This window comes from Devosia sp. Z11_6 (assembly GCF_058133665.1).
Map to the genome: position 1 here is coordinate 622,736 of NZ_JBYUNQ010000002.1, position 19,656 is coordinate 642,391.

General features: G+C 64.9%; 22 protein-coding genes. 5 read left to right on the top strand and 17 right to left on the bottom strand.

All coding sequences use genetic code 11. From position 1 onward, the window contains the following. The first annotated feature begins 18 nt into the window (after positions 1-18). Together ispG and AC3YMN_RS08230 are read left to right on the top strand one after the other, a co-directional pair. Positions 19-1,260, top strand: a complete 1,242-nt coding sequence (ispG, locus tag AC3YMN_RS08225) for a flavodoxin-dependent (E)-4-hydroxy-3-methylbut-2-enyl-diphosphate synthase (protein ID WP_489889645.1) — start codon at positions 19-21, stop codon at positions 1,258-1,260. Next, positions 1,257-1,394, top strand: a complete 138-nt coding sequence (locus AC3YMN_RS08230) for a hypothetical protein (RefSeq protein ID WP_489889646.1) — start codon at positions 1,257-1,259, stop codon at positions 1,392-1,394. The genes ispG and AC3YMN_RS08230 overlap by 4 nt, the downstream gene beginning before the upstream one ends. Here AC3YMN_RS08230 and AC3YMN_RS08235 read toward each other — a convergent pair. The 6 genes from AC3YMN_RS08235 to rimM form a co-directional block, all read right to left on the bottom strand. Then, a complete protein-coding gene (locus AC3YMN_RS08235; RefSeq protein WP_489889647.1) occupies positions 1,391-1,870 on the bottom strand; it encodes a YbaK/EbsC family protein in 480 nt (159 codons plus the stop codon). The two genes, AC3YMN_RS08230 and AC3YMN_RS08235, sit on opposite strands and share 4 nt — an antisense overlap. Positions 1,871-1,877: 7 nt before the next feature. Beyond that, positions 1,878-2,513 (bottom strand): MOSC domain-containing protein, encoded by a 636-nt coding sequence (locus AC3YMN_RS08240; protein ID WP_489889648.1) that lies wholly within the window; start codon positions 2,511-2,513, stop codon positions 1,878-1,880. Positions 2,514-2,516: 3 nt separating this feature from the next. Beyond that, positions 2,517-3,419, bottom strand: a complete 903-nt coding sequence (locus AC3YMN_RS08245) for a polyprenyl synthetase family protein (protein ID WP_127754761.1) — start codon at positions 3,417-3,419, stop codon at positions 2,517-2,519. A 123-nt stretch (positions 3,420-3,542) separates the two neighbouring features. Continuing rightward, complete coding sequence (gene rplS / locus AC3YMN_RS08250) at positions 3,543-4,088, bottom strand: 50S ribosomal protein L19 (protein WP_173088316.1); 546 nt, start codon at positions 4,086-4,088, stop codon at positions 3,543-3,545. A 194-nt stretch (positions 4,089-4,282) separates the two neighbouring features. Continuing rightward, the gene (trmD, locus tag AC3YMN_RS08255; protein ID WP_489889649.1) at positions 4,283-4,963 is read right to left on the bottom strand and encodes a tRNA (guanosine(37)-N1)-methyltransferase TrmD; all 681 of its coding nucleotides are present in this window, start codon (positions 4,961-4,963) and stop codon (positions 4,283-4,285) included. After that, on the bottom strand, positions 4,960-5,496 hold the full coding sequence (rimM, locus tag AC3YMN_RS08260; protein ID WP_127754758.1) for a ribosome maturation factor RimM: 537 nt from the start codon (positions 5,494-5,496) through the stop codon (positions 4,960-4,962). The genes trmD and rimM overlap by 4 nt, the downstream gene beginning before the upstream one ends. Positions 5,497-5,621: 125 nt before the next feature. Between rimM and AC3YMN_RS08265 the strand changes: the two genes are divergently transcribed. After that, entirely contained in the window at positions 5,622-6,014 is a 393-nt protein-coding gene (locus tag AC3YMN_RS08265) for a hypothetical protein (protein ID WP_489889650.1), read from the top strand. Between the two features lie 3 nt (positions 6,015-6,017). Here AC3YMN_RS08265 and AC3YMN_RS08270 read toward each other — a convergent pair whose 3' ends face one another. The 6 genes from AC3YMN_RS08270 to htpX all read right to left on the bottom strand — a co-directional run bounded on the left by AC3YMN_RS08270 (position 6,018) and on the right by htpX (position 13,615). Further along, positions 6,018-6,434 carry a metallopeptidase family protein gene (locus AC3YMN_RS08270; RefSeq protein ID WP_489889651.1) on the bottom strand — a complete coding sequence of 139 codons (417 nt, stop codon included), beginning with the start codon at positions 6,432-6,434 and terminating at the stop codon, positions 6,018-6,020. Further along, a complete protein-coding gene (gene leuC, locus AC3YMN_RS08275; RefSeq protein ID WP_172121561.1) occupies positions 6,425-7,828 on the bottom strand; it encodes a 3-isopropylmalate dehydratase large subunit in 1,404 nt (467 codons plus the stop codon). The genes AC3YMN_RS08270 and leuC overlap by 10 nt, the downstream gene beginning before the upstream one ends. A gap of 98 nt (positions 7,829-7,926) precedes the next feature. Then, positions 7,927-9,519 (bottom strand): bifunctional phosphoribosylaminoimidazolecarboxamide formyltransferase/IMP cyclohydrolase, encoded by a 1,593-nt coding sequence (gene purH / locus AC3YMN_RS08280; protein WP_489889652.1) that lies wholly within the window; start codon positions 9,517-9,519, stop codon positions 7,927-7,929. A gap of 72 nt (positions 9,520-9,591) precedes the next feature. After that, complete coding sequence (locus AC3YMN_RS08285) at positions 9,592-11,205, bottom strand: heparinase II/III family protein (RefSeq protein WP_489889653.1); 1,614 nt, start codon at positions 11,203-11,205, stop codon at positions 9,592-9,594. A gap of 116 nt (positions 11,206-11,321) precedes the next feature. Next, the gene (locus AC3YMN_RS08290) at positions 11,322-12,557 is read right to left on the bottom strand and encodes an RsmB/NOP family class I SAM-dependent RNA methyltransferase (protein ID WP_489889654.1); all 1,236 of its coding nucleotides are present in this window, start codon (positions 12,555-12,557) and stop codon (positions 11,322-11,324) included. Positions 12,558-12,631: 74 nt separating this feature from the next. Next, positions 12,632-13,615, bottom strand: a complete 984-nt coding sequence (gene htpX, locus AC3YMN_RS08295; protein ID WP_489889655.1) for a zinc metalloprotease HtpX — start codon at positions 13,613-13,615, stop codon at positions 12,632-12,634. A gap of 93 nt (positions 13,616-13,708) precedes the next feature. On the opposite strand from htpX, the gene AC3YMN_RS08300 reads away from it, so the two are divergent. Further along, positions 13,709-13,936, top strand: coding sequence for a DUF1674 domain-containing protein (locus AC3YMN_RS08300; RefSeq protein ID WP_489889656.1), 228 nt, complete (start codon positions 13,709-13,711; stop codon positions 13,934-13,936). A gap of 59 nt (positions 13,937-13,995) precedes the next feature. Here AC3YMN_RS08300 and AC3YMN_RS08305 read toward each other — a convergent pair whose 3' ends face one another. Genes AC3YMN_RS08305 through ccmA form a run of 5 tightly spaced genes read right to left on the bottom strand, consistent with a single transcriptional unit; the run spans position 13,996 to position 16,743 of the window. Further along, complete coding sequence (locus tag AC3YMN_RS08305) at positions 13,996-14,529, bottom strand: DsbE family thiol:disulfide interchange protein (RefSeq protein WP_127754749.1); 534 nt, start codon at positions 14,527-14,529, stop codon at positions 13,996-13,998. Further along, positions 14,529-14,702 carry a heme exporter protein CcmD gene (gene ccmD, locus AC3YMN_RS08310; protein ID WP_489889657.1) on the bottom strand — a complete coding sequence of 58 codons (174 nt, stop codon included), beginning with the start codon at positions 14,700-14,702 and terminating at the stop codon, positions 14,529-14,531. Before ccmD ends, AC3YMN_RS08305 begins: the two co-directional genes overlap by 1 nt. After that, positions 14,699-15,463: a heme ABC transporter permease gene (locus AC3YMN_RS08315; protein ID WP_489889658.1), complete on the bottom strand. Its 765-nt coding sequence runs from the start codon at positions 15,461-15,463 to the stop codon at positions 14,699-14,701. The genes ccmD and AC3YMN_RS08315 overlap by 4 nt, the downstream gene beginning before the upstream one ends. A 9-nt stretch (positions 15,464-15,472) precedes the next feature. Beyond that, positions 15,473-16,138 carry a heme exporter protein CcmB gene (gene ccmB, locus AC3YMN_RS08320; RefSeq protein ID WP_489889659.1) on the bottom strand — a complete coding sequence of 222 codons (666 nt, stop codon included), beginning with the start codon at positions 16,136-16,138 and terminating at the stop codon, positions 15,473-15,475. Beyond that, a complete protein-coding gene (ccmA, locus tag AC3YMN_RS08325; protein ID WP_489889805.1) occupies positions 16,135-16,743 on the bottom strand; it encodes a heme ABC exporter ATP-binding protein CcmA in 609 nt (202 codons plus the stop codon). Before ccmA ends, ccmB begins: the two co-directional genes overlap by 4 nt. A 199-nt stretch (positions 16,744-16,942) precedes the next feature. Here ccmA and acnA point away from each other — a divergent pair, with 199 nt between their 5' ends. Further along, a complete protein-coding gene (gene acnA / locus AC3YMN_RS08330) occupies positions 16,943-19,615 on the top strand; it encodes an aconitate hydratase AcnA (protein WP_127754744.1) in 2,673 nt (890 codons plus the stop codon). The last annotated feature ends 41 nt before the right edge of the window (positions 19,616-19,656 follow it).

Here is a 19,656-nt window from a genome sequence, read left to right on the forward strand (position 1 = left end):
TCAGCAAAGAGGTGTTTCATGTCGGGCCCGGCACTGCGCAGAAAATCGGTTGGAGTGGATGTTGGCGGGGTCCTCGTGGGCGGGGGCGCGCCGGTCGTGGTGCAATCCATGACCAATACCGACACGGCCGATATCGACGCTACTGTCCGCCAGGTGATGCAACTGGCGCGAGCGGGCTCGGAGATCGTCCGCATCACCGTGGACCGTGATGAATCGGCGGCTGCCGTACCCCATATTCGCGACCGCCTGGCCTTTATGGGCTATGACGTGCCGCTGGTGGGTGACTTCCATTATATCGGGCACAAGCTGCTGACGGATCACCCGGCCTGCGCGGAAGCCCTCGCGAAATATCGCATCAATCCGGGCAATGTGGGTTTCAAGGCCAAGCGCGACACGCAGTTCTCGACGCTGATCGAGCTCGCCATCCGCTACAACAAGCCGGTGCGGATCGGGGTCAACTGGGGCTCGCTCGATGAAGAGCTGCTGACCCGGCTGATGGACGAGAATGCCATTTCCGCTGCGCCGATCTCGGCCGCCGCCGTGCAGCGCGAGGCGATTATCCAGTCCGCCCTGCTGTCGGCGCGCCGGGCCGAGGAAATCGGGCTGGGGCGCGACAAGATCATCCTGTCTACCAAGGTCAGCGATGTGCAGCACCTGATTGCTGTGTACCAGGATCTGGCGGCACGCTGCGATTATGCGCTCCATCTCGGGCTGACCGAAGCGGGCATGGGCTCCAAGGGCATTGTGGCCTCCTCGGCGGCGCTTGGCATTCTCCTCCAGCAGGGGATTGGCGATACGATCCGCATTTCGCTGACCCCCGAGCCGGGTGGGGATCGCACCACCGAGGTCAAGGTGGCCCAGGAGCTGCTGCAGACCATGGGGTTCCGCCAGTTTCTGCCGGTGGTGGCTGCGTGCCCGGGCTGCGGGCGCACCACCTCCACCACGTTCCAAACGCTGGCCAAGGACATCCAGGATCACCTGTCCGCCTCCATGCCGGAGTGGAAGGAGCGCTATCCCGGCGTTGAAACCCTTTCGGTCGCGGTGATGGGGTGCATCGTCAATGGCCCGGGTGAATCCAAGCACGCCAATATCGGCATCTCGCTGCCCGGCACCGGGGAAACCCCGGCGGCGCCCGTGTTCGTCGATGGCCAGAAGGTTGCGACGCTGCGCGGGGCCGATGTGGCCGACCAGTTCAAGGTGATGGTCGCCGATTATATCGAGCGCAAATTCGGTGCCAGCCAGCAAACGGCGGCGGAATGATTGAGAACCCTGAGGAGCGGCAAGGGCGCCGCAGCGCCCTGCAGCTGCTTTATGGCAACAAGCGGCGCTGGATCTATATCGGTGTGCTGATCCTGGCGCTGCTGGTGCTCAAGGCGCTGGGCGTGCTCGACTAGGACGTCACCGCCTCGGGTACGAGGCAGGCATCCACCCATTGATTGCCGCAGAGTTCGGCCAGCCGCTTGAGGCTGAGGCGCACCGAGGAATGGGTGTCTCCGCCGGCCGGAATGACTTCGTCATAGATCCTGAGCGATTGGTCCAGGAAAATCGGCAGCGGCTGGGGCAGGCCGAAGGGGCAAACGCCGCCGACCTTGTGGCTCGTGAGCTGCTCCACCTCCTCGGCCCCCAGCATGCGCGGGCGGCCGCCGAGCGCTGTCTTGGCCTTGGTGTTGTCGAGCCGCGCATCGCCGCGGGTGACTAGCAGCAGCACTTCCCCCCTGACCCGGATGCACAGCGTCTTGGCGATCTGTCCGGGCGCGCAGCCATGCACCGCCGCCGCCAGATCGACTGTCGAGGTCGCCTCCGCGGTTTCGATGATGGGCAGGTCGGGGGCACGCAGCGCCAGGTCGGCGCGGACAGATTGCAGGGTCATGAAATCCTCAGAACAGGCGGGCGAGCCGCGAGGCGAAATCGTCGCGCAGCTTGTGGTGCAGGGGCGCTTCAAGCGCGCGGCGCAGGATGGATGGATCGGGATCGCGCACCCCGTCCAGCGCCATCAGTTCGGCGACGGTGATGCGGGTCCCGGCAAAGGGGGTGTAGGTAACCGCCATTCCCGCGGCGACTTCGCCAGTCGCCAGCACGCGGCAATAAGCGCCGGGGCGGTTGGCGCGGTGAAAGCGCTTGGCCCAGCGCGGATCGCCCATGCGGGCGCTGAAGGTCAGGCAGGGCGTGCGGTGGGAGGTGACTTCGAGCTCCACCGCCCCGATTCCGAAGCGATCGCCAACGGCGATGGCGCGACCTTCGAGGCCATCGAGCAGCAGGTTTTCGCCGAAGGTACCGGGCAGGGGCTCATCGCCCAGTTCTCCGGTCCACCAGCGATAATCGTCGGCGAAATACAGGTAGACCGCCTGATCGAGGCCACCATGATGCTTGCGGTCCATCACCGCGTCGCGGGCCAAGCCTAACGTGTCGATGGCGACCGGGCCCTCCACCGGGGTCTTGAAGATGCCGGTCTTGGCCTTCTTGCCCGGGATCGGCTGGGGCGTTCCGCAGCAGACGGCAAGCAGTTCGTGCACCCGCTAATGCTCCCGGCTGGCGAAATAGCGGGCCGTGGCGCGCAAGCCGTCGGCCTTGGGGCCGAAGGTACGCAGGGCCAGCAAAGCCTCGTTGACGGTGCGCGACAGGGCCGTACGGGCCCCATCAAGGCCAAGCGAGGCCACGAGGGTCTGCTTGCCCGCCTCGGCATCCTTGCCGGTGGCCTTGCCCATGGTTTCGGGCGAGGCAGTGACATCGAGAATATCGTCGGCGAGCTGGAAGGCGCGACCGGCCGCTTCGGCATAAGCGGTGAGGGCCGAAAGGGCGCGGCCATCGGTCGTGCCGAGCAGGGCTCCGATCCGCACGCTGGCGCGGATCAGGGCGCCGGTTTTCATCGCCTGCATGGTGGCAATTTCGGCCGGCGAGAGATCGGCGTCTTCGCCGGCAATGTCGCGCATTTGCCCCCCAACCATGCCCCCAGCGCCGCTCCCGGCAACGAGTTCCCCAACCAGGGCAATGCGCACCGCAGGATCGGGATGGCATTCGGGGCTGGAAAGGAGCCCAAAAGCATGGGTGAGGAGCGCATCGCCAGCCAGGATCGCCGTGGCGTCGTCATAGGCCTTGTGCACGGTGGGGCGGCCGCGGCGCAGATCATCGTCATCCATGGCTGGAAGATCGTCATGCACCAGGGAATAGCAATGCACCAGTTCCACCGCGAGGCCCGCCATCAGCGATTGGGCAGGTGGCACATTGAACACTGCCGAGGCCTGGCGCACCAGCAGGGGCCGCAGCCGCTTGCCGCCGGCAAGGCTGCCATGGCGCATGGCAGCGATCAAGCGCTCGGGAGCCGGGCCGGGGCCCGAAAGGCGGGTCGCACCGAGCGCCCGATCCAGCGCGGTTTCCACGGCAAGCGCACAATCGGCAATGTCGGCGGCAAAATCGTACATGGGTTTGTTGCTAGCCGTTCGCCGCCCAAGCGGCAAGGGGGCGGGGGATGCGAGGCGCACCCGGCAAAACAAAGGCCCGGCTGGTGGCCGGGCCTTTGCAGAAATGGGGAGGAGGTCGTGAGCTTATTCGCTCTTGGTCTCGGCAGCAGCGGCTTCCTGCTCGGCGGCGGCAGCAGCGGCTGCAGCTTCGGCGTCCTTGGCAGCCTGCTCGGCGGCAAAAGCCTCGGCAGCGGCGACCTTTTCGGCGTCACGCGCATCGCGAGCAGCCTGGGCTGCCGTACGCTCTTCGGCCTCGATCTTCTTGGTGCGGGCGTTGGTCGATTCGAAAATACGGGCCGACTTGCCGCGACGATCGCGCAGGTAATAAAGCTTGGCGCGACGCACCTTGCCGCGCTTGAGCACTTCAACCGAAGCGATATTGGGCGAATAAAGCGGGAACACGCGTTCCACGCCTTCACCATAGGAAATCTTGCGCACGGTGAAGCTGGCGGTCAGGCCGCCACCGTTGAGAGCGATAACGACGCCTTCGTAGGCCTGCAGACGCTCTTTTTCGCCTTCGCGGATCTTGACCCACACCTTGACGGTATCGCCATGGGTGAATTCGGGAAGAGTGCGCTTGGCGGCGAGCTGCTCAACATGCTCAGCATTGAGCTGCTGGATGATATTCATGATCCGTCCTGATCTTTTCACTGGGGCAGTTGTTCGAGCCTTGCGGATCGATGCCCGGTCTTGGTTACAACGGAGAATTTGGTCTTCTTGTTGTCGTCGGCAGCGGGTCCGATAGCCCACCGTCCAGTCGTGGCGGCGCTATAGGGGATTTTTGCCGCAAAGTCCAGCCATCCCGGGCACATCCGGCACCCCGTTCAATCCAGCAGGTCCGGGCGCCGAGACCGGGTGAGCTCCAGGCTTTGCGCGTGCCGCCATTCGCGAATGCGCTTGTGGTCGCCCGACAGCAGAACGGATGGGATTTCGGATCCTTCCCAGCTCTGCGGGCGGGTATATTGGGGATATTCGAGGAGCCCGTTTTCAAAGCTTTCCTCGGCATGGCTGTCGGCCCCGCCCAGCACACCCGGGATCAGGCGCACTACGGCTTCGAGCAGCACCATGGCCGCAACTTCCCCGCCCGCGAGAACATAATCGCCGATGGAGATTTCCTCGAGTTGACGATGCTCGATCACCCGCTGGTCGATCCCCTCGAAGCGGCCACAAAGGATCACCGCCCCCGGCCCCAGCGCCAGCTCGCGCGCCCGTTTTTGCGTCAGAGGCGCGCCGCGCGGGCTCATCAGGATGCGCGGGCGCGGATCGCCGGCGGGCGCCACGGCATCAATGGCGCGCGCCACGATATCGGGCTTGAGCACCATGCCGGCGCCACCCCCGGCCGGGGTGTCGTCGACCGTGCGGTGCCGGTCGGTGGCGAAATCGCGCAATTGCGTCGTGCGTAGCGACCACAAGCCTTCCCCGAGGCCCCGCCCCAGCACCGAAGCACCCAGGGGTCCGGGAAACAGGTCCGGAAACAGGGTGATGATATCAGCCGAAAAGCTCAATCGGGCTCTTCCTCACCCTCGGGTGCATCGAGGGGAACCACGATGGTCAGATAGCCGTCGCCCAGCCGGACATCGGGCACGACGGCCTTGGTGAAAGGGTAAAGAAAAGTGTCGCCGGAAACGGGATCGCGGATTTCGATCAGATCGCCGGCGCCAAAATTGGGCAGCGCCACGACGGTGCCGAGCACGGTGCCATTTTCCAGCCGCGCTTCGAGGCCCAAGAGGTCGGCGTGGTAGAACTCGTCCTCATCATCGTGCTCGGGCAGGCGAGCCCGGTCGATAAACAGCGACACGCCATTGAGCGCTTCGGCGGCATTGCGGTCGGCAATGCCCTTGAGGCGCGCAATGGCAACATTGTTCTGCAGGCGCAGGGCCTCGATGGTGATGGTGAGGCCGGGGCGATCGGTTTCGAGGGCGCCATACTGGGCAATGGACTGGGGTTCGGCGGTAAAGGTGGCGATGCGCACCTCGCCCTTGATGCCGTGTGCGGCCCCGATCTTGCCAAGCAGCAGGCGGTTATTGGTTGGGGTCATGGCTTACCTCGCTGGGGATGGCTCCCCATAGCAGGCGGCACGACGCTTGGGAATTGCCTGCGAGGGGAGCGGGAACCAAGGGGGCGTCCGGCAATTGTGCACACACAGTTGAAAGGAGCCCAGCAATGGCGAGAGTTCTGAGCGGTCGGGAAGAAATCCGGCAATGGACGCAGGCGCGAGCCGGCAACCCCATCATGATGGAAACGCCCGATGTGCGCGAAAGCCGCTATTTGCTGCAGCTGACCTTTGGCCAGCATGCGCTCAATGCCGAGCGCAATGAGGGGCCGGACGTGAACCCCTATGGCGGCTGGGAACTGGTGGATTGGGATGACTGGTTCGTGCAGCTGGACAAGCAGCGCCTCTCGCTGCGCGTCAATGACGACGAGCCCGGCACGCTCAGCAATGATTATGAATTCGTGCCGCGCGAGGGCAGCGAGGAAGACCAGACCACCGACGCCGCCCGCAAGCCGGCCGCGATCACGGTGCAGTCACCCAATCCGGATGACCGGGCGTCCTAGTCCCTAATCACTGGCGTTGTCGATGGCGTCCAGATCGTCGTCGGAAAAGCCGAAATGGTGGCCGATTTCGTGCACCAGCACATGGGTGATGATCTCGCCCAGCGTGTCGGTGTCGTTTTCGGCCCAGAAATCGAGAATGGCGCGGCGATAAAGCGTCACATTATTGGGCATCTGCCCGGTCTGGGGCACGGCACCGTCCTCGGTCAAACCAATGCCCTGGAACAGCCCCATCAGCTCATAGGGGCTTTCCATGCCAAAGCCTTCGAGCACATCGTCCTCGGCCCATTCGGCGACCGAACAGGTGACATCGGCCGCAAGGGTCTTGAACGGCTCGGGAAGGCCCGCAAGGGCTTCGCGGGCCAAGGCTTCGAAATCATCGAGGGAGGGCGCCAGGCGCTCTCCCCAGGGATTTACTGCCACTCGCGGATATCAACGAAATGGCCGGCAATCGCGGCAGCCGCGGCCATGGCGGGCGACACCAGATGGGTGCGGCCCTTGAAGCCCTGGCGGCCTTCGAAATTGCGGTTGGAGGTCGAAGCGCAGCGCTCCTGCGGCTTGAGCTTATCGGGGTTCATCGCGAGGCACATCGAGCACCCCGGTTCACGCCATTCAAAGCCAGCAGCCTTGAAGATCTGGTCCAGCCCTTCGGCTTCGGCCTGATCCTTGACCAGACCCGAGCCGGGCACGACCATGGCCGAAACGCCGGCAGCCACCTTGCGGTCACCGATCACGGCGGCGGCAGCGCGCAGATCCTCGATGCGGCCATTGGTGCAGGAGCCCACAAACACGCGCTCCACCGGAATATCGGTGATCTTGGTGCCGGGTTTGAGACCCATATAATCGAGCGCCCGCCACTTGGAGGCACGCTTGTTCTCGTCGGCGATGTCGTCGGGATTGGGGACGACGCCGGTCACCGAGATCACGTCCTCGGGCGAGGAGCCCCAGGAAACGATCGGGGGCAAGTCGGCGGCGTTGAGCACCACGACCTTGTCGAAATGGGCGCCTTCGTCGGTGTAGAGCGTCTTCCAATAGTCGAGCGCCATGTCCCAGGCCTGGCCCTTGGGCGCACGGTTGCGACCCTGGACATAGTCAAAGGTGGTCTGGTCGGGCGCGATAAGGCCGGCGCGGGCGCCGCCTTCGATCGTCATGTTGCAGACCGTCATGCGGCCTTCCATCGACAGCGCCTGGATGGCTTCGCCGGCAAATTCGATCACATGGCCATTGCCGCCGGCGGTGCCGATCTCGCCGATGATCGCCAGGATGATGTCCTTGGCGGTGACATGGGGGGGCAGCTTGCCATCCACACGCACCAGCATGTTCTTGGCTTTTTGCTGGATCAGCGTCTGGGTCGCCAGCACATGCTCGACTTCCGAGGTGCCGATGCCGTGGGCCAAAGCGCCAAAGGCACCGTGGGTCGAGGTGTGGCTGTCGCCGCACACAATGGTCATGCCGGGCAGGGTGAAGCCCTGTTCGGGGCCCACGATGTGCACGATGCCCTGACGTTTGTCGAAGGGGTCGAAATATTCGATGCCGAAATCGCGGGTGTTCTCGGCCAGCGCCGCGATCTGGATGGCGCTTTCCGGGTCGGGATTAGGCAGCGAGCGGTCGGTGGTGGGGACATTGTGGTCCACCACCGCCAGGGTGCGCTCGGGATGGCGCACCTTGCGCCCGTTCATGCGCAGCCCCTCAAAGGCCTGCGGGCTCGTCACTTCGTGCACGAGATGCCGATCGATATAGATCAGCGAAGTGCCGTCAGCATTGTTCTGGACCAGGTGGTCGTCCCAGATCTTGTCGTAGAGCGTGCGGGGTGCCATGGGCGAGCGTTCCGGATAGGGGCTGTACTTTGGAGCCGTTCTAAGCCCAAGCCCCCATACCGGTCAAGCAGAACCGTACCCGAGGGTACGGTTACTGTTCAGTGACGGAAATGGCGCATGCCGGTGAGCACCATGGCGATACCCGCGGCATCGGCCGCAGCGATCACCTCATTGTCGCGCATGGAGCCGCCGGGCTGGATCACCGCAGTGGCGCCAGCCGCAACCAGCGCTTCAAGCCCATCGGCAAAGGGGAAAAAGGCATCGGAGGCCACGACGGAGCCCTGGGTCAGCGCGCCATCGATCCCGGCGGCCTGGGCGGCGTCGATCGATTTGCGATGGGCAACGCGGGCGGAATCCACCCGGCTCATCTGCCCCGCGCCAATGCCTACGGTAGCGCCATCCTTGACGTAAACAATGGCATTGGACTTGACGTGCTTGGCGACCACGGCGGCAAGCTTGAGGTCGCGCATTTCGGCCTCGGTGGGCGCACGCTGGGTGACGACCTGAAGCTCGCAGTCGTTGACGTTGCGATTGTCACGCCCCTGCACGAGCAGGCCACCGGCGACCGAGCGGACGGTTAGTCCATCGGCCTTGGGATCGGCAACGCCGCCAGTCAGCAGCAGGCGCAGGTTTTTTTTGGCGGCAATGATGGCTTCCGCTTCCGGCGAGGCAGAAGGGGCGACGATCACTTCGGTGAAGGTCTTGACGATTTCCTCGGCCGCCGCCGCATCGAGCGGCTGGTTGGTGGCGACAATGCCGCCAAAGGCGCTGACCGGGTCGGTGCGCAGCGCCGCGCGATAAGCCGTCAGCAGATCGGGGCCAACGGCAACGCCGCAAGGATTGGCATGCTTGATGATGGCAACAGCCGCGGTCTCGGCGGGGTCGAACTCGCTTACGAGCTCAAAGGCTGCATCGGTGTCGTTGATGTTGTTGTAGCTCAGGGTCTTGCCCTGCACCTGCCGGGCGGTGGCGACGCCGGGGCGGTTTTCGCCCGTGGTGTAGAATGCCGCCCATTGATGCGGGTTTTCGCCGTAGCGCATGACTTCGCGCAAGGTCCCGGCAAAGGCGCGATAGGGGATTTCGGGATAATCGAGCGTCTGGGCAAACCAGGCGGAAATGGCGCTGTCATAGGCCGCGGTGCGGGCATAGGCCTTGGCGGCGAGCTTCTGGCGGAGGCTAAAGGGCACGCCGCCAGTAGCGCGCACAGCTTCGAGAATGGCGGGGTAATCGGCCGGGTCGACCACCACCGTCACGAAAGCGTGGTTCTTGGCCGCCGAGCGCACCATGGCGGGGCCGCCAATATCGATGTTCTCGATGATCGCGTCATAGCCCGCGCCCGAGGCCACGGTCTGCTCGAAGGGGTAAAGATTGACGGCGACGAGGTCGATCGGCCCGATGGCGTGCTCGCTCATCGAGGCGGCATGTTCGGGATTGTCGCGCACGGCCAAAAGGCCCCCATGCACCTTGGGGTGGAGGGTCTTGACGCGGCCATCCATCATTTCGGGAAAGCCGGTGAGGTCGGCAATCTCGCGCACCGGCAGGCCGGCTTCGGCGATCAGGCGCTGGGTGCCGCCAGTGGACACCAGTTCCACCCCCGCTTCGGCAAGGCCCGAGGCAAACTCGACCATGCCGGATTTGTCGAACACCGATAGCAGCGCCCGGCCGATCTTATGTGTGTTGCCCGCGTCCATCAGTTTTGCCCCTATATCTGGTGTTTGCCGGGTGCTCGCTAGCATGAAGCGCCCGCATGCGCCAACCGCCTGTCAGTTCTGGCGGGTGAAGATCCAGGCGATCTCCGTGCCAGCAGCGGCCTGTGCCTCGAGCACGAGTTGGCGTGTACGCACCAAGCCCAAGGAGGCAGACTGGCGCACGGAATCGTCTTCGTAAAGGCTCGCGCCTTCCCACAAAAAGCTCCACACTTCGCCATTGGGGAGAACAAGCCGCGCAACGCTTTCTTCCGAAACCCGGTGCACCACCGTGCCGGGCCCGAGATGAAAGCGCAGGCAGAGCACGCCACTGGGCGTGCCCTGCGCAATCAGGCGATCCTGGCCGACCAGGGTTTCGCCATCCCCAATCAAGGTTATCTGGCGTTCGATGTCGACCCCGAAGCGGCGGCGATAACCGGCCGTGGTGAGGGTGAGCGCGTTTTCAGCCAGTTCCAGCTTTGGCTTGGGAAGGGGCCCGCGACGGCCGGCGGCACCGGATGGTTCGGGATCTTGGCCATCAATGGTTGGGCCGGAGTGGGCAACGGCTTGCCGGAACGAAGCTTCGCTGCCGGGGAGCTCGGCAGGGGCTGGGCCGCAATTGCCCACCAGCAGCGCGTTGCCGCTCGAGAACTCGAAGGCCAGCGGGCTGCGATGCGCCTGGGCGGCAAAGTCCGGTGCAGGCGCGGGACCGGTATCGGCCACCAGAACCGCGTCGCCGGCGCGCAAAATGCCGTAGCCGCCGAGCAGCATGCTGCGCCGCCGCAGCGGCGGGCCATCGGATTGCACGGCGATCAGGATGTCGTGGGGCAGCTGGCCGCAGCCCTGGAAATAAGCCGGCTCGCCCGTGCCCAGGGTCAGGGCATCAAGGCACATATGCATGCGATCGATCTGAGCCGCCAGTTCAGCCGTAGCTTCGGTCTTGGGGCCCAGGGGCGCGCGGCGCACGCTTGAAAGCTCCACCAGCAATTGCAGCTGCAGCCGACTATTGCGCGAGCGATGCAGCCCGTCCCGGTCGAGCTGTTCGGCCAAAAGGGCATTGAGGCGGCGCAGGCGCGCGGCCAGATCGTTGCTGCCTTCGGCATCGCAGGCGGCGGCGCCCAAAAGGGCAATGCCGGCAAACAGCGCATCAACCGAGTCGCTCGCCAGCCCTTCGCGTACTTTCAGGCTCTGGATCTGGGCGCCAAGGGCGCGCTGGATGGTGCGGGACTGCTCGGGGGTCGCGCCATCGAGCAGCATATTGAGGTGGCGCAGCCAATTGAGCACGCGCTGCGCGCAGATCGTGGGCGCCCAGCTGGCGCGGGCAAAGCCGCCATCGCGCGCGATCCAGTCCAGCACCAGGGTGCGGGCGAAAAAGCGCTCGCCGGGATCGCGCAGGTCGCGGAAATGGCGGAGCCAGGAAAAGCTCTGCAGGTTCTGCCACCATTCGAGGTGCTCGGGCGGCTCGGCGAACGGCGAGGTGCCGCCGGTTTGCACCAGCTTGGAGGCCAGCAGATAACGCCCCGCCATCATGTCGCGTACGGCTTCCGCATCGGCCGGGCGCAGTTCGGGCAGGTTGCCGCTCCAGCTATTGTCGGCAAGGCTGCGCCAGGTCCAGCGCACAGCCGGAAGCGTGACCACACGGTCGGCCAGCCCAAGAGCCGCGCGGCGGGCGTGATGAACCAGTGGAATCACGGCGGGGCGCTTCCTTGTGGCAGGGAGCGATATGGGTCCGCCGGGGCGGCTAATGGCTGCAACGAGTTCATGCCTCAAAGGCGCTAGGTGATTTGCGCGACTTTCTGGCGGCCATTCTAGGAGCGGCGGCGGAATCGCGCCACGAAGAAACCGTCCATTCCCCCGTTTTGCGCGCCTGGTGCCATGCCCGGATGCGTGCGTACCGTTCCTTCTGACGTGATGGCTTGGGGCAAGCCGGGCAATTGCTCTGCTGTAACCGGCAGCAGTTCAAGTTCGGGCAGGTTGGCCAGCACCCATGCGGCCTGTGCTTCGCCTTCGTCAGGTTCGAGCGAGCAGACGCAATAAATCAGCACCCCGCCGGGCGCGAGGCACTTGGCGGCATTGCGCAGGAGATTGCGCTGCAGGCGCACGCGCCCGGCAATGTCGCTGAGCGAGCGGTGCCACAGCACTTCGGGGTGACGCCGGAAAGTGCCGGTCGCCGAACAGGGGGCATCGAGCACGATGCCGGCAAAGAACTCTTCGGGCGCATAGGTGGTGGCATCGGCCACGACGGTTTGCGCGCTATAGTCGAGGCGCTCGAGATTGCCGGCGAGGCGCTCCATGCGTTTAGCATCGGCGTCGAGCGCGGTGACTGCATAGCCGGCCTTGACCAGCTGGGCGGTCTTGCCGCCCGGCGCGGCGCAAAGGTCGAGCACGCGCGAATTCGCGGGCAGGTCGAGCAGGCGCGCTGGGATCGCGGCGGCAGCATCCTGCACCCACCAGCGCCCGTCGCTATATCCTGGCAGGGCTTCCACCGGCTTGTCGCGCGCATCGATCCGCACGCTGTCGGCCATCAGGGGGACGGCGCCCAGCGCATCGCGCAGTTCGGGGTCGTCATGCTTGAGCGTCAGGTCCAGCGGTGCGCCGGCCAGCAGCGCGGCTTCAAAGGCAATGATGGCGTCTTCGCCATAGGCGGCCAGCCAGGTGTCGCCAAAGGTCTCGGGCAGCAGCAGATCGTCGGACAGCATGCTGAACTTGGCCGAATTGGCCTGCGCGGTGCGCAACACGGCATTCATCAGCCCGGCCAGGTGGCGCGCCTTTGGGTCCCGCTTGACCGCTTCAACGGCGAGGAACAGCGCGCTATGGGCGCCAAGGTCCGGCAGGAAGATCAGTTGCGCAACCGACAGGCGCAGCACGGCTTCGAAGGTGCCAGACTTTCCCGGCATGCCCTTGTCGAGCAGGGCATGGAGGATGAAGTTGAGTTGGCCGTGGCGGCGCAGCGCCGTGGTGATCAGCCGGTTGGCGAGAGCGCGATCGCGTCCGTCAGCCAGATCGGCAGGGCCCAGGGGTGCGAAATGTTCGCCCGCGAGCACGCCCCGCAGGCGCTGCGCGGCAACGAGGCGAAGCTTGAGGCCAGCCGGTTCAGGTTTGTGCGTCTTGATTTGTTCTATCCCCAGGGGCCGCGATCACCGGGATTGTCCCGGCCGGCCGACGGCGCGCGCCAGGTGGCACCGCCAGGCGCCGGGCGGCGTGGCGAAGCCGACCAGGGCCCGCGCGCCGGCCGGGGGTCCTTATCAACCACCTGAAGCTGCGCTGCAAGCTGCTGGAGCTGGGCAATGCGGTTGCCCGTATCGGGGTGGGTGGAAAACAGATTGTCCATGCGCTGCCCGGACAGGGGATTGATGATGTACATATGGGCCATCGCGGGGTTGCGTTCGGCTTGAACATTGACCTGCCGCCCGGCAAGGGTGGCGATCTTGGCCAGCGCGGAGGCAAGCGCCAGGGGATCGCCCGAAATGACGGCGCCATCCTTGTCGGCCTCGTATTCGCGGGTGCGGCTCACCGCCATCTGCACGATCATGGCCGCAACCGGCGCCAGGAACACCATCAAGAGCGCGCCGATGCCGCCCAACGGATTGTCGCGGTTGTTGCCGCCGCCGAAGAACAGGCCGAACTGTGCCAGCGCCGAAATGGCGCCGGCAAAGGTGGCGGTAATGGTCATGGTCAGGGTATCGCGCGAGCGGATATGGGCCAGCTCATGGGCGACCACGGCGGCGACTTCGCGGGTATCGAGCTGCTGCAGGAGGCCCGTGGACACCGCCACTGCCGCGTTCTGCGGATTGCGCCCCGTGGCAAAGGCATTGGGCTGGTCGGTCTGGATCACATAAACAGCGGGAGTGGGGATGCCGGCCTTTTGCGAGAGGATGTCGACCATCTCATAGAGTTGAGGCACCTGGCTGCGCTCCACCGGGACGGCGTTCTGCATGCGCAGCACCATTTTGTCGGAGTTCCAGTAGCTGAACAGATTGGTCAGCAGCGCAAAGCCAAAGGCCATCATCATGCCCGAGCTGCCACCAATGAAATAGCCGACCACCATGAACAGCGCCGTCAGCGCCGCCAGCAGGCCAAAGGTGCGAAGCGTGTTGTACATGGTGCCTCTTGGGTTTGCGTGTCTGGCCAATTATGTTGGGTGCGATCCGGTTGCATGCAAGGCGCCGGAGCCCCGAGCCTTGGGAGAAGCGCAATGAACGACAATGAGCCAATCCCCGAAGTTGCGCCCCCCGCCCAAGAGCTGGCGCCCCGCCCGCCCCTATCTGGCGCAGCGCAACGCGCCCTGGCCGAAGCCCAGGCTCGGCGCGACGAGATCGATCGCCTGGCCGCCCAAAGCCCAGCCGAAAAAGGCGGCCGCGGCGGCCTTGAGCCGGTGCGCTACGGGGACTGGGAGATCAAGGGTTTGACCAGCGATTTCTGAGGGGGGCGCCCGGTGACTTCTATCGAGGGCGCTTCGCGCCGGATGAAAAGCCCTGAACTTTATCCCCGCGCCGCGGCAATGGCGGGCAACAGTTCCTGCTCGAGGCTGGTGGGGGTCAGCGGGCCCACATGCTTGAAGGTGATGATCCCCTGGGCATTGACCACAAAGGTTTCGGGTACGCCGTAAACGCCCCAGTCGATGGACACGCGCCGGTCGCGGTCGGCGCCCACGGCGTCATAGGGATTGCCCAGTTCGGCCAGAAAGGCGCGGGCATTTTCGGGGGCGTCGGCCTGGTTGATGCCAAACAGCCGGATCTCGCCGCTGTTCTTGAGGTTCGTCAGCAGCGGGTGCTCGGCGCGGCAGGGGATGCACCAGGACGCAAAGACATTGACCACGGTCACCCCGCCGGTGAGGTCCTGGGTGGCAAAGCCGGGCACGCCCAGCTCGGGCACGGGCTCGAGCGCGAAAACCGGCGCCGGCTTGTCGATCAGCACCGAGCGCACCAGCGAGGGATCGCGGTTCATGGTGCTGGCGAAAATCGCAACAAGACCGGCCAGCAGCAGCAGGGGCAGGGCGAAAAGGAGAAAGCGCATCAGGCGACGGGCTCGGCCGAGCGGCGGCGGATGCCGCGCGCTTCAAGGTCCTTGAGCCGCTGCTCGGTGCGGCGCGCGTCCCACAGGGTCCAGCCGATCAGCGCCGCAACCACAAGGGCAACGCCGCCATAGGCGCAAACGATAAACAGCGCATGGGGTCCAAGATCGATCATGCGCCTGCCGCTCCCTGCGCCGCCCGGCGCTCGAGCGTGGCAACGCGCCGCCGCTTGATCTCGGTATGCATGGCCTTGAGCTGGAGCGTGACGAACAACAGCGTGAAGGCAAAAAACATCACAAACAGCGGCGTCAGGATGGATCCGGGCATGCGCGGGCCATCGGCGCGGAAAACGCTTGCCGGCTGGTGCAGCGTCGACCACCAATCCACCGAGAACTTGATGATGGGTATATTGACCGCACCCACGAGGGTGAAGACGGCAATCACCCGGGCGCCGCGCAGCTGGTCGTCAAAGGCGCGCCAGAGCGCAATAATGCCGAGATAGATGAACAGCAGGACCAGTGTCGAGGTCATGCGCCCGTCCCATTCCCAGAACGTACCCCAGGTCGGGCGGCCCCAAAGCGAGCCGGTAAAGAGCGCCAGCGCTGTAAAGCAGGCGCCCAGGGGCGCGGCGGTCTTCATCGCCACATCGGCCAGCGGGTGGCGCCAGACCAGGGTGCCCAGCGCCGAAACGGCCATGGTCGCGTAAACGAACTGGCTCAGCCACGCGGTGGGCACATGCACATACATGATGCGCACGGTGTCGCCCATCTGGTAGTCCTGGGGCGAGTTGAACAAGGCGAGCCACAGCCCAGCCAGGAACAGGAGCGCGGTGGCCAGGGTCAGGGGCCAGAGCAGCGGGCGCGTCCAGGCGACGAACTGCCCCGGATGGGCAATGCGGTTCCACCAGCGCTGTTTGGGTGCGGTTGCAAGCGTCATGGGGCTCAACTAATCCTCGCTCGCACTTATCGCAAGAGCCGCAGCAAAGGGCGCAGTGGCGCAGGCGATGAGGCTAATCGCCGCGAGAAACAGCAGGGCGCTGCCGGATTGATCGGGTCCCGGGCCGGCCGGAATGGCGCCAACGCCAAAGATCAGCACCGGCACCGAGAGGGGCGCGATGAGGATCGGGGCCAGCAAACCGCCTCGGCCGATGCCCACCGTTATCGCCGCGCCGATAGCACCAAAGGCCGCAAGCGCTGGCGTGCCCACCAGCAGCGACAGCAGGGTGCGCCAAAAGCTCGCAAGGTCCATGGACAACAAGATTGCCAGCAGCGGGCTGGCAAGAAGCAGCGGCAAGGCCGCGAGCAGCCAGTGCGCCAGGAGCTTGGCGGCGATGATCGCGGGCATGGGGAGTGCCGCCTGACGCAAGAGCAGCAGGGTGCCATCCTCATGGTCGGGCCGGAACAGGCGATCGAGCCCGAGCAGCATGGACAAGAACGCCGCGATCCAGATCATGCCGGGCGCGAGCCGGGCGAGCAGCGCCTGATCGGGACCAACGGCAAAGGGCACAACGACGCCCACGATCACAAAAAAGAGGACGAGCGTCAGCACATCGCCACCCCCGCGCAAGGCGAGGCGGAGGTCGCGCCCGAGCGCCGCCGCAAAACCGCTCACCGGCTCGGCTCCAGCGTCAGGGTAGCGATCCGCGTGGGATCGGCGAGGGCGAGTTCGTCATGGGTGGCAGCCACGACAATGCCGCCGCTTTGCAGTTGCGCATCGATAAGGCCGGCAACCAATGCCTGGCCCTGCCGGTCGAGCGCGGCGGTGGGTTCATCAAGGAGCCACAGCGGGCGCGGCGAGACCAGCAGCCGGGCCAGCGCCAGGCGCCGCCCCTGGCCGGCGGACAGATAGCCGGCATCGAGCCGGGCCAGCGCGCCCAAACCCACCTGTTCCAGCGCATCGAGCACCGGCAGGCCATCGCCGCCGTTCAGCGCGGCCCAGAACTGCAGGTTTTCTTCGACGCTCAGCCGCGGCTTGACGGCGTTGCGGTGGCCGCAGAAATGGAGAAATGGCCCCTCATCGGGATCAACGCCGTCGAGCGCAAGGCTGCCCGCTATGGGCGCTACTACGCCCGCGAGCGTCAGCAGCAGCGTTGTCTTGCCCGCGCCATTGGGTCCGCGCAGCAGCAGGGCCGTGCCCGGTCCGGCCATGAGGTCCAAAGGCCGGCCAAGGGGCGTGCCGCCCCGTCCGCATTGAAGGCCTTGGGCGCGCAGATGCAGGGCTGGAAACACTTGCCGAGGGGACATGGCCCCATCTCGTATTGAACTAAAGGCGGCACTGGCAAGGGTAATCTTTGTTGGATATAAGCCCTCTAGATTGGAGTCATTCCAGGAAAGGCGACGTCTTTGGGCGGTTGCCCGGCCCCTTTGGCCGCACGCCCCGCGTTCGCCGCAACGCTAGATGACAGGGCGGAACACCGTGACCTCACTGAACAGCTTCAACGCCAAATCGACCCTTGAGGTCGGCGGCAAGCGCTACACCTATTATTCCATCGCCGAAGCCGAAAAGAACGGGCTGGAGGGCGTTTCCGCGCTGCCCCATTCCATGAAAGTGGTCCTGGAAAACCTGCTGCGCTTCGAAGATGACCGCACCGTCACCAAGGCCGATATCCTGGCTGTGGCCGAATGGCTCAAGACGCGCAGCACCGAGCACGAAATCTCCTATCGCCCGGCGCGCGTGCTGATGCAGGACTTCACCGGCGTTCCGGCCGTGGTGGATCTGGCCGCAATGCGCGATGCGACCGCCAAGCTCGGCGCCAATCCGCAAAAGATCAATCCGCTGGTGCCCGTCGACCTCGTAATCGATCACTCGGTGATGGTCGACAGCTTTGGCACGCCGATGGCCTTCGAGCAGAATGTCGAGCTCGAATATGAGCGCAATGGCGAACGCTACGAGTTCCTGCGCTGGGGCCAGTCGGCCTTCGATAATTTCCGCGTCGTGCCCCCCGGCACCGGCATCTGCCACCAGGTCAATCTCGAATATCTCGCCCAGACCGTGTGGACGCGCGAAGAGAACGGCGAGATCGTCGCCTATCCCGATACGCTGGTGGGCACCGATTCCCACACCACCATGGTCAATGGCATGGCGGTGCTGGGCTGGGGCGTGGGTGGCATTGAGGCCGAGGCCGCGATGCTCGGCCAGCCCATCACCATGATGATCCCCGAAGTCGTGGGCTTCAAGCTCACCGGCAAGATCAACGAGGGCATCACCGCCACCGACCTCGTGCTGACCGTCACCGAAATGCTGCGCAAGAAGGGCGTGGTCGGCAAGTTCGTCGAGTTCTATGGCCCGGGTCTCGACTACCTCAGCCTCGAAGACCAGGCGACCATTGCCAATATGGCCCCTGAATATGGCGCCACCTGCGGCTACTTCCCCGTCGATTCCGATACGCTGAAATACCTCACCACTTCGGGCCGCGATCCCGAGCGCGTGGCGCTGGTCGAGGCCTATAGCAAGGCCCAGGGCATGTTCCGCGACACCAATTCGCCCGATCCGGTGTTCACCTCGACCCTCGAGCTCGATCTTTCCACCGTCGTGCCCTCGATCTCGGGTCCCAAGCGCCCGCAAGACCGTATCGTTCTGACCAATGCCAAGCAGGCCTTTATCGAAGGGCTGCCCAAGGAATTTGGCAAGACCGAGGACACCCGCGTTCCCGTGGAAGGCGAAGAGTTCAGCATCGGCCATGGCGATGTGGTGATTGCTGCCATCACCTCTTGCACCAATACCTCCAACCCATCGGTGCTGGTGGCTGCCGGTCTCGTTGCCCGCAAGGCACGCGCCCTCGGCCTCAACTCCAAGCCTTGGGTCAAGACCTCGCTGGCCCCCGGCTCGCAGGTGGTGACCGACTACCTCACCGCCGCGAACCTTCAGGCCGATCTTGATGCCCTTGGGTTCAACCTTGTCGGCTATGGCTGCACCACCTGCATCGGCAATTCGGGCCCGCTGCCGGCCGCCATCTCCAAGGCGATCCAGACCGGCGACGTGGTGGCTGCGTCGGTGCTGTCGGGTAATCGCAATTTCGAAGGCCGCGTCAATTCGGATGTGAAGGCGAACTTCCTCGCTTCCCCGCCGCTCGTTGTGGCCTATGCCATTGCCGGCTCGATGAATGTCGACATCACCACTGAGCCGCTGGGCATCGGCTCGAACGGCCAGCCGGTTTATCTGCGCGATATCTGGCCCACCAATCACGAGATCGCCGAGATCGTGCGCACCCATGTGACGCCTGAAATGTTCAAGCGGCGCTATTCGGATGTGTTCAAGGGCGACGACAACTGGCAGGCCATCGCCATCGAAGGCGGCGAAACCTATGGCTGGAACAGCTCCTCGACCTATGTGCAGAACCCGCCTTATTTCGAAGACATGGACATGACCCCCAAGCCGGTGACCGATATCAACGGCGCGCGGGTGCTGGCCCTGTTCCTTGACTCGATCACCACCGACCACATCTCCCCGGCCGGCTCGTTCAAACCCTCCACCCCGGCGGGCCAATATCTGCAGGAGCACCAGGTCGCCCCGCGCGATTTCAACTCCTATGGCGCCCGGCGCGGCAACCACGAGGTGATGATGCGCGGCACTTTTGCCAATATCCGCATCAAGAACCAGATGCTGCCGGGCGTTGAAGGTGGCTTCACCAAGGGTCCCGATGGCTCGCAGATGCCGATCTATGATGCGGCCATGGCCTATCAGGGCCAGGGCACGCCGCTCGTGATCTTTGCGGGTAAGGAATATGGCACGGGCTCATCGCGCGACTGGGCGGCCAAGGGCACCAATCTCTTGGGCGTTAAGGCCGTGATCGCGCAGAGCTTCGAGCGTATTCACCGCTCCAACCTTGTGGGCATGGGCGTGATCCCGCTGCAGTTCAAGGACGGCGAGAGCTGGCAGACGCTGGGGCTCGACGGCACCGAAACCATCGACATCGTCGGGGTGGAAAACCTGGCTCCCCGTGCTATTGTGCCGGTCAAGATCACCCGCGCCGACGGCACAAGCTTTATCATCGAAACCCGTTGCCGCATCGATACGGCCAACGAGCTCGATTACTACAAGAATGGCGGCATCCTGCACTATGTGCTGCGCAGCCTCGTGGCCGCATAAGGGTTCATTCCCGCGCCAGATAATTCTTGATGGCGGCCCTT

Excerpts from the sequence above, each read along its gene's own strand:
- ispG (WP_489889645.1), top strand. The coding sequence starts at position 19 with ATGTCGGGCCCGGCACTGCGCAGAAAATCGGTTGGAGTGGATGTTGGC.
- AC3YMN_RS08230 (WP_489889646.1), top strand. The coding sequence starts at position 1,257 with ATGATTGAGAACCCTGAGGAGCGGCAAGGGCGCCGCAGCGCCCTGCAG.
- AC3YMN_RS08235 (WP_489889647.1), bottom strand. The coding sequence starts at position 1,870 with ATGACCCTGCAATCTGTCCGCGCCGACCTGGCGCTGCGTGCCCCCGAC.
- AC3YMN_RS08245 (WP_127754761.1), bottom strand. The coding sequence starts at position 3,419 with ATGTACGATTTTGCCGCCGACATTGCCGATTGTGCGCTTGCCGTGGAA.
- rplS (WP_173088316.1), bottom strand. The coding sequence starts at position 4,088 with ATGAATATCATCCAGCAGCTCAATGCTGAGCATGTTGAGCAGCTCGCC.
- rimM (WP_127754758.1), bottom strand. The coding sequence starts at position 5,496 with ATGACCCCAACCAATAACCGCCTGCTGCTTGGCAAGATCGGGGCCGCA.
- AC3YMN_RS08265 (WP_489889650.1), top strand. The coding sequence starts at position 5,622 with ATGGCGAGAGTTCTGAGCGGTCGGGAAGAAATCCGGCAATGGACGCAG.
- leuC (WP_172121561.1), bottom strand. The coding sequence starts at position 7,828 with ATGGCACCCCGCACGCTCTACGACAAGATCTGGGACGACCACCTGGTC.
- purH (WP_489889652.1), bottom strand. The coding sequence starts at position 9,519 with ATGGACGCGGGCAACACACATAAGATCGGCCGGGCGCTGCTATCGGTG.
- htpX (WP_489889655.1), bottom strand. The coding sequence starts at position 13,615 with ATGTACAACACGCTTCGCACCTTTGGCCTGCTGGCGGCGCTGACGGCG.
- AC3YMN_RS08300 (WP_489889656.1), top strand. The coding sequence starts at position 13,709 with ATGAACGACAATGAGCCAATCCCCGAAGTTGCGCCCCCCGCCCAAGAG.
- AC3YMN_RS08305 (WP_127754749.1), bottom strand. The coding sequence starts at position 14,529 with ATGCGCTTTCTCCTTTTCGCCCTGCCCCTGCTGCTGCTGGCCGGTCTT.
- ccmD (WP_489889657.1), bottom strand. The coding sequence starts at position 14,702 with ATGATCGATCTTGGACCCCATGCGCTGTTTATCGTTTGCGCCTATGGC.
- AC3YMN_RS08315 (WP_489889658.1), bottom strand. The coding sequence starts at position 15,463 with ATGACGCTTGCAACCGCACCCAAACAGCGCTGGTGGAACCGCATTGCC.